We start from the raw sequence: 8,512 nt of genomic DNA, 5'->3' as shown, positions 1-8,512 counted from the left end.
TGTGACCGTTCGCGATAGTTGGCGGATGTCCGCGATAGTTGGCGAGCCGACATCAGAGAGCGATCAACTTACGCAGAGTTACTGTCCTGTCCCACTGGAACTGCCAGATTCTCACTCGGTCTCACACCTGACACGGCGGATCCTCAGCGGATCGTGCTCTGAGCGGCGACTGTCTTGGGTAATTCACTGGCGGCGGCGAAGCCCGGGCCGAAGGCTGTCACCGTGACACTTCATGAGAACGAGATCGGTGTGGATGAGGCCGTCGTCCGGGCGCTTCTGCGGGAACAGCGCCCGGAATGGGCCGCCCTCCCCATCTCGCCGGCCGGTGCGGGCACGGACAACACGATGTATCGGCTCGGCAACCAGTTGCTCGTACGGCTGCCGCGCACACCGGACAACGCAAAGGCGGTACAGAAGGAACAGACGTGGCTGCCGCGGCTGGCGCCGCATCTTTCCTGTCGCATCCCGGAGCCGGTGCACGCCGGTACTCCGAATTCCGCCTTCCCGCTCGTCTGGTCGGTCTACCGCTGGATCGATGGCGATGAAGCCGACCTGGGATCGGTCACCGATTGGCCCGCCTTCGGGGCAGACCTGGCAGCGATCGTGCAGAGGCTGCACTCCATCCCCCTCATGGGAGCCGCTAGTCAAGGCGAGCTCAGCTGGTACCGCGGAGGTGGCTTACAAGTTTGTGACCGGTGGATCAGTGGGTGCTTCGACGACTGCCGAACGATCCAGGGTCTCGACCTCGACATCGCGCGCCTGCGACACCTGTGGCAGAGCGCGCTCGCCCTGCCCGAGCCATCCGGCCGACAGGTGTGGCTCCACGGCGACCTCAAACCCACCAACCTTCTGGTTCAGCAGGGGAAGCTGCGCGCGGTCATCGACTTCGGATGCCTCTCAGTCGGCTTTCCCGATGCCGAGCACTCGCCTCTGTGGGACCTTCCATCCGGGGCGCGACAGGCGTACTGGGACGCCATAAGCCTCGACGACGTGACGTGGTTGCGTGCCCGGGCGTGGGCCATCGCCGTCGGAATCAGCGGGGTGTCGTATTACTGGGGCGCCTATCCCGCCTTCGTCAGCGAATGCCTGTCGCGCCTCCGCGCGATTGTGGAGGCTGCCGACGAGCAGTGAACCAGTCCCGCACGTGGGGCTTCAGGCGAACTTCATCCACGCGGATGATCTACACCACTCCGTCCCAGGCCACGGGGCACGTTCTAGGGGCGGCGGGCCAACAAGTGGGCGTCGAGGAAGCCCCGCTCGGAGGCCGGGTCGTGGAGCAACCGAGCAACCGTGACGAGCCCGGCCCCGGCCAGCAACTCGGCAAACCGCTCGGCCGGCCAGCTATAGGCGGGCGTCACCTTGTGGTCGAAGCGGACCGGCTCCGGTCCTTCGGTCCCGAAGAAGGACACAAGGAGCAGGCCCCCTGGTGCCAGGACACGCACCTGCTCGGCGAGCAGTGCGGGCAATTCCCCAGGTGGGGTATGGATCATCGAGTAGTGGGCCAGCACTCCGCCGAGCGTGCCGTTTTCGACCGGCAGGGCCTCCATTCGCGCTTCGTCGAACCGCAGCGCCGGATGGGCCCGCCGGGCGTGGTCGACCATGGCCGGGGAGAGGTCGAGCCCGAAGGCGTCCAGCCCCAAGTCGTGCAGCATAGCCGTCAGATGTCCGGGCCCGCACCCGACGTCGGCTGCACGCAGGTTCCCCGTCCCACGCACGAGCTCGGCGAAGGTGCCGATCATGTTCCGCGCGAACGGCTGCGTCTCCAGCCGATTGGCGAACATCGACGCATACAGCTCGACAACCCCGTCGTAGGCCGTTCTGGTCTCGTCCTGGTGTTCCAACACGGGAAGGAAACTAACACCCGTGCAGTTCGCAGCCGTTGCCCGGCCCCATACCCACCCTTCCCCTCGGGACTGATCGTTCCGTCACCTGATCACGGGACACCCCCAGTAGTTCGGATAAGGGACAGTTAAGGACAACTGCGGTGATCCGTGCCGACTGTAGGGAATTCCGTGCTGCTCTGGATGGGTGCTCCGTCCATCGCCTGTCTTGATCCGTTCCGATTCATGCGTACTCAGTGATCTGCTCACGCCGTACGTCGGCCTTGCCGAGTTCGAGTCGAGGCTGGTTACGGACGACGGGTGGCCGCGTCGATGGGCAGTGACGTGGCGGGTCGGGGAGGGCAAGGTGACCTGGCCCGTGCGTGACATGGCCTCGGTGCCGGTGCTGTCGTCCAGGATGATCCGGGGGTTCACGTGGCGAGCTGATCAGGGGCACCGGCCAGGTCTGCAGTTCATGGTGTCGACGGGTCGGCTTCACGGGTTCGAGTCGCTGGAAGAGCAACAGCTTCTGCTGGCGCTGGATTACTTCGGGGTCGCTGAAGTCCTGCCGCAGCCGTTCCGCCTCGACTTTGACAGCAGCGAAGGCAAGAGGTGGCACGTCCCGGACTTTCTTGCGGTGATGCCCGACGGAGGGCTGTGGCTGTTCGACGTCCGCCCCGAGGGCCTGATCGAGGATGACGACGCGATGAAGTTCGCGGCAACGGCACAGTCAGCGGCGGCCTGCGGCTGGCGATATTCGGTCGCGGCTGGCTGGCGGCCGCACGTCCACAGCGTGCTCGACCACCTGTCGTCGCAGCGTCGGCCACTGGTCGATCAGCTGGGCCTCCAGCGAGAGCTTGAGGACGCTGTTGCACGCGGGGTGGACAGGTTCGGCGACCTGGTGGAGGGAACACGCCTTCCGGCCGTCGCTCGTGCGCACGCTACTCACCTGCTGTGGTGGCGGAGGCTCGGTGTCGATCTGGGCAATCCGCTGGGGGATGGTTCGTTGATCTGGCGGGGCCGCGCAGCGGCCGGGGGGTCGTGATGGCTGCGGGGCACGGTCTGCTGGACATGGAAATCGGCAGCGTGCTGCAGTTGAACGGCGTCGAGTGGACGGTGACGGCAGCGGAGCCTCAGTTCAGCCGGTTCGTCCTGACGGATGGTGAGGGCCGTGAGGAGACGAGGTCGATCCGCTGGCTGATCCACCACCCGGATGCGAGGGTCTCGGCGAACCGGCCGACGACGTTCGTCCCCGTCGGCCGGCAGGCGAGGTCGCTGGTCGACCTGACCGAAGGGCAGCTCAAGCGGGCCCGGATCAGGGCCGAGCACGTGCTGGAGGCGGAGTCAGGCTTCAGGGACGGCCGGGCCGACCAGGCCCGGCCCGGTGAACCACGGCCTGCCTACGACCCCGAGCGGACGTCGCTGAGCGAGCGTCGCCGGGCAAAGGCAGCCGAGCTGAAGGCGATGCCTCGCCAGGAGGCCGAGATGCTGGGGATTCGGTTCATGAGCGAGCGAACGTTGGAGCGTCTGTCCGCGAGATCCGGAGACAGCCTGCTGCTGGCCTGCGCAGACGGCCGCTGGACCCGCCGCAGCGGGGGCCATCCCAGTGTCACAGAGGAAGTCCGCAAAGCGATCTTCGCGGTGAAGAGGGAGTGCAGAAACCGGTCTTCGATCACCATGGCCGCCCGGCATCGCCTGATGCACCAGTACATCCGGGAGACCTTCCCGTCCTTTCCTGTCAAGGACATCCCGTCGCGGATCACCTTGATGCGGGTCTGGCGGGAATGGTTCGGAAGCGGCGGGGCCCGGGCCCGTTACGCCCGTTCGGCTGAGGACGCCGAGGACGCGGACGTCGGACGGCGACTGGTTGTCCACCGCCCGGGGCAGGTGATCGCACTGGACTCCACGCCGATGCCGGTCAAGCTGAGGGAGAGCGTGTTCGGCGAGGCAGTGTCGGCCACCCTGACGCTGGGGCTCGATCTCTACACCCACTCTGCCCCGGCTTTCAGGCTGACGCTGGAGTCCGATACGTCGGTCGATGTCGCGATGCTGCTCAGGGACGTGATGCTGCCCCTGCCGATGCGCGAGGGCTGGGGCCAGGACATGGAATGGCCCTATCCAGGGGTGCCATCCGAGGTGATCGCGGAGTTCGCCGGACACGACGTCGCGGCCCTTCCCTTCTTCGCACCGGAGACGGTGACCACCGACCACGGAAGCGTCTACAAGAACCACGACCTGGTGGAGGCGGAACGGAGCCTGGGCTGCAACATCCTGCCGGCCCGCGCCTTCCGGGCCAGCGACAAGTTCGCCGTCGAGCGCGCGTTCTCCGCTTTCAAGACCATGCTGTTCGAGCATCTGCTGGGCTTCACCGGCACGGACGTCGCTGACCGCGGCGCCGACCCGGAGGCCGACGCGGTGATGACCTGCTCACAGATGGAACACGTCATCGCGACCTGGATCGTGAAGGTCTGGCAGAACCACCGGCTCGGTGAATACGCGCCGTCCTGGGGGCCGGAGGAGGACCACAGCCCCAACTCACTGTTCGCCGCGGCCATGCACCAGGGCGGCTGGTCGATGCAGATCCCCGGCCCTGAGCTCTACTACAAGGTCTTGCCCAAGCACCATGTCCAAGTTCATCCCCGCCGCGGAGTGAAGATCCTCGGGCTCTGGTATTACGCCGACCTTCTACAGGAGCCCAGGTTCCTGCGGCCCTCGGGCCGGGGCGGCAGGCACGCCGGCAAGTGGGTCGTCCGCAGCGACCGCCGGGACCGGCGCCGGGTCTTCTTCCAGGACCCGGATGATCACGAGACCTGGCATGTGTTGCGGTGGACCGGGCTTCCCCCGGAAGGCGAGGTCCCGGCCTTCTCTGACAAGACCGCAGCCGAAGTGCTGGCAACCGCGCGTCAGCGCCGACTCGCTCCTCGCTCGGACGCCGACCTTCTGTCGCTGCTGCTGGAGATCCTCGGCGAGGTGGCACCCGTCGATCAGTGGCCGACCCAGCGAGACGAAAAGCAGGAGAAGGGGAACGCGGCGAAGAAGAAATCGCAGAAGCGAGCCCGCATCGCCCGCTCGCGGGAGATCTCCCGCGCCGAGACGGCCGCCGCCGACCGGATCGCGGGTCGGCCTGCCGAGCCGGAGGACTGGCAGGAACAGGCCCGCACGGTCGGTCAGGCCGTGACCGCCGACCGGCGCCGCCGCCGCGAGGCCGCCGTCACCGCCGACACGTCCGTGCCCCGGCTCCTGAACGAATCACTCAAAAGCCGCCACCTGTTCCTGATGCCGTCCGTTCTGGCGGGCGACGAAGACGCGGATGAGGACACGGCCGACACCGAGGAGAACGTGTGAGGCTCGACGACCTCTCGGCAGGGCGGCTGGACGGACTGCCCTCCCGCCGCCAGATCGCCGCCATGATCCTTGGCCCCGAATCGCACCGGCACTCCTTCACCGGCTGGCAGCACTACCGCACCACCCGCGACCAGTTCATCCCGCCGCCTGGGCTCACCATCAGGCAATACAAGTTGCTGCCGGCCGACAGACGCTCGGACTACGACATCTACCGGCGTCTGACCAACGTGAACCTGCCGATCCAGGAAACGCCGATGCTCGAAGGCGTGACGCGGCTGATCGACCGGCGCCTTCAGGGCAACACGCTTCGGCGCAACAGCCCCACGATGCCGGGCGTGATGGTCAGCGGCTGGGGCAATCACGGCAAGACCGCCACGGTCTGCTCCGTTGCCGCGGCATTCGAGGACCAGTGGCTGGACTTCCACCACCACCTCGACCCCGAGTCCATCCCGGGCACGTCGGACCTGCACGCACCGGTCATCTATGTCCAAACGCCCGTCACCGCCACCCCGAAGAGTCTCTGCGAGTCAATCCTGAACTTCTTCGGGCCCGAACGCTGGAAATTCACGCTCCCTCAACTGATCCAACTGGTCGCCGACTGCCTGCGAGACCACGGGGTCAAGGTTCTGATCATCGACGACATCAACCGACTGCGGATGCACCGCGCCGACGATCAGGACGTTCTCGACCTCATCCGGGCCCTGATGAGCTTCAACGTCACGCTCATCCTCACCGGAGTCAACATCCCCGGCACCGGCCTGCTGCGGGAAGCCCACTTCAGCCGCCGCGACCGCCAATGGTTGCTGCCACCGCTGGAGACCACACGCGTCCACGGCCTCGAAGTCACCCAGATCGAGCGGCGCTTCGAACTCGTGGAAATCGACCGCTTCTCCTACTCGACACCCTCCCAGATCCAGGCGTTCCTGAAGCACCTGCGAGGAGCCGAGGCCCACCTGCGGCTCTTGAAGGCGAAGAAGGGCATGCTCACGAACGGCTCGATGCCCGAATACCTGATGAACCGCACCAGTGGGGTCATCGGTCTACTCGGCCGGCTTCTTGAGGAGGGCGCTCAGGAAGCCATGGCCACCGGCAAAGAGAACATCACCGAGAACCTGCTCGACGAGATCATCATCGGCCGGGATATCCCCGCCGAGGAGGCCGGGCCGGCACCAGCAGCGGCCCCCGCCGAGCCGGACGACGGCAAGAAGGTCATCAAGAAGACGCGCGGGGCACGCAATACCGTCTTCGACGACCGCGGGCCCCGCGTTGACCCCGAAGCCCCTGCGGAAGCAGCGAGTTGATGCAGCGACCGCCCGCCGAACCCATGCCCCGCAGCCTGATCCCGCTGCCGGGAGAGAGCATGGCCGGGTTCATCCTGCGGCTGTCCCATCGACTGCACGTCGCACCCAGCAACGTCACCTGGCGTACGGGCCTGACCCGCTATCGCGTCACAAGCGCAATGTCACCCGTCCGCCACCTGCTCATGATGGAGCCCCCCGAGGTCTCCGCATTCGCGCACGCCACCCGCATGTCCACCGCGGCCGCCGAGCAGCTCACGCTCCTGCCCTATCTCCGCCGCTGTCCCCCCGTCGCCGAAGCCCTCACACGACAACCGGACGACCCGCCCCGCGCCCGGAGCATCTTCCCTTCCTGGCTCCTGGTCGGCTCCACCCGCTACTGCCCGGCCTGCCTCAAGGGCGACGGGTCAGTGATCCAGGAACGACACGGAGGCGCATGGAAGCTCCTCTGGCACCTGCCCGTCGTCTTCGCCTGCCCGGAACACCAGGTCCTGCTCCAAGGCACATGCCCTGCCTGCCGGTATGCCGCCCAGAGCCGACACCCCGAGGGCCGCCTCAAACTCGTTCCGTCACCAACGACAACAGGACTTCACCCCCTCCAATGCCGCAACAGCAGCACCAGCACCAATGGCGGGAGAACATTCTGCGGTCACAGGCTCGACGACAGCAGCAGCCTCACCCAGATCCGCCTCAGCCCCGAACTGACCGGCTTGCAGCGCAAAATCCTCGACTGGCTCAGCCCATCCACGACTCCCCAGATCGCCTTCCACAGGTTCGCGGACCTGCAGGTCATGGCCTCGATCGTCAACGCGACCTGGCCACACACCGCAGACGCGACCCATCTTCCCCACGTGCTGACGGCAGCCCTTGACGAGCACTATGCCGCCCAGCAGCAGGCGACCGAATCCGTGGGCGGCAAACCACCTCACCGCGGAAGCCGCCACCCCAGCCTCTGGAGCACCGAACCGCGTTCCTCAGCGGCCACGGCCGCATTGCTCACCATCGCTGACACCCACCTCCGGCAACCCGTCCACCAACTGCGAGAGACCCTGATCTCCCTGCTTGAGCACGCACCGGAGACCCCCGATCGCCGCTGGGGCGCAACATGGGTCACACTGCAACGCGACGCTTCCCCCTTGATCCGGCACGAGATCGACAACGCCTTCAGACGGCGCTTTCCCGCCCAACACCCTCCCGGCTCGTCCGACCAGGCCGATCGGACCGCTTGCGTCATCCCCGTCCGCGCACGCGGCTACCGGGCCGAGAACATCCCTCAGCACCTCCCCGACGAGTGGTTCACCCTCCTCAGCCAGGCCTCCCGTCCGAAGTCCCTGCCACGATCACCGCAGACCAACGGGCTGCGAAGAGCAGTAGCGGTTCAACTCGTCCAAGCTGTCACCGGCATGCGCATGGACGAAGCCGCCCGATTCCTCGGCATCCCCACCAACTGGCTCGGCCCATTCCCCGCCCCGCTACATCCCCTCCGTCCGATCTTCCAGAAGAAGCCCTACGACCTGGCCGGCGCCCTTGAACAGCTCGCCGAACACATCGCCGCTCTGCCTCAGCGGGTCGACTACAGGCAGCACCGCGAGTCTTTTAAGTCCTGGAGCCTCTCCACCACAATCTGGAACAAGATCTGCCGCACCATCCCCACTACGAGGATCGTTCGGTCAGACCACCAGTTCCGCGAGTGCTCCTCCGCGTTCGTCTGGTCACTCCTCACGGGCAGCGAATGGAAACTCGCACCGTGCTTCCTGCCGCTTTGCTCGCCCGAGGGCCGGACGTTCACCCGACAGGATTCCAAGATCATCCAACGCCTCTTGTCTCCGCCTGATCGCACATGGAAGGAGGTGGCTGACCTGCTGCGGCAGGCAGCCGACAGAAACCTCACCTCGTGGGAGAGACGACGCCAGCAGCAACGCTCCGTGAGCAGCTAAGCCCCGGAATCGCCAACTATCGGGAACAGGCTCCGCCAACTACGTTGAACAGTCGGTGAGCGACCAGCGCCGATGCCTCGCCGCATCCGTCAACTATCGCGAACGGTCACAT

General features: G+C 66.4%; 6 protein-coding genes. 5 read left to right on the top strand and 1 reads right to left on the bottom strand.

All coding sequences use genetic code 11. The features are described from left to right. Nucleotides 1–222: 222 nt before the first annotated feature. Complete coding sequence (locus tag AC5P1B_RS35305) at nucleotides 223–1,131, top strand: aminoglycoside phosphotransferase family protein (protein ID WP_493892122.1); 909 nt, start codon at nucleotides 223–225, stop codon at nucleotides 1,129–1,131. Between the two features lie 83 nt (nucleotides 1,132–1,214). On the opposite strand, the gene AC5P1B_RS35300 is transcribed toward AC5P1B_RS35305, so the two are convergent. Next, nucleotides 1,215–1,844, bottom strand: a complete 630-nt coding sequence (locus tag AC5P1B_RS35300; protein WP_493892121.1) for a class I SAM-dependent methyltransferase — start codon at nucleotides 1,842–1,844, stop codon at nucleotides 1,215–1,217. Between the two features lie 364 nt (nucleotides 1,845–2,208). Here AC5P1B_RS35300 and AC5P1B_RS35295 point away from each other — a divergent pair, with 364 nt between their 5' ends. The 4 genes from AC5P1B_RS35295 to AC5P1B_RS35280 are packed head-to-tail and all read left to right on the top strand — an operon-like array spanning nucleotide 2,209 to nucleotide 8,400. Further along, nucleotides 2,209–2,865, top strand: coding sequence for a TnsA-like heteromeric transposase endonuclease subunit (locus AC5P1B_RS35295; RefSeq protein ID WP_493892123.1), 657 nt, complete (start codon nucleotides 2,209–2,211; stop codon nucleotides 2,863–2,865). Beyond that, nucleotides 2,865–5,165 carry a transposase gene (locus AC5P1B_RS35290; RefSeq protein WP_493892120.1) on the top strand — a complete coding sequence of 767 codons (2,301 nt, stop codon included), beginning with the start codon at nucleotides 2,865–2,867 and terminating at the stop codon, nucleotides 5,163–5,165. The genes AC5P1B_RS35295 and AC5P1B_RS35290 overlap by 1 nt, the downstream gene beginning before the upstream one ends. Further along, nucleotides 5,162–6,466, top strand: coding sequence for a TniB family NTP-binding protein (locus AC5P1B_RS35285; protein WP_493892119.1), 1,305 nt, complete (start codon nucleotides 5,162–5,164; stop codon nucleotides 6,464–6,466). Before AC5P1B_RS35290 ends, AC5P1B_RS35285 begins: the two co-directional genes overlap by 4 nt. Beyond that, nucleotides 6,466–8,400 (top strand): TniQ family protein, encoded by a 1,935-nt coding sequence (locus AC5P1B_RS35280; protein ID WP_493892118.1) that lies wholly within the window; start codon nucleotides 6,466–6,468, stop codon nucleotides 8,398–8,400. The genes AC5P1B_RS35285 and AC5P1B_RS35280 overlap by 1 nt, the downstream gene beginning before the upstream one ends. Nucleotides 8,401–8,512 lie beyond the last annotated feature (112 nt).

This window comes from Streptomyces sp. A01 (genome assembly GCF_059026195.1).
Note: the sequence above shows the minus strand (reverse complement) of the source record. Positions and strands in the feature narration are given on the sequence as shown.

Bases quoted from the DNA above. Each gene is read 5' to 3' on its own strand.
- AC5P1B_RS35295 (WP_493892123.1), top strand. From the start codon at position 2,209: ATGGCCTCGGTGCCGGTGCTGTCGTCCAGGATGATCCGGGGGTTCACG.
- AC5P1B_RS35290 (WP_493892120.1), top strand. From the start codon at position 2,865: ATGGCTGCGGGGCACGGTCTGCTGGACATGGAAATCGGCAGCGTGCTG.
- AC5P1B_RS35280 (WP_493892118.1), top strand. From the start codon at position 6,466: ATGCAGCGACCGCCCGCCGAACCCATGCCCCGCAGCCTGATCCCGCTG.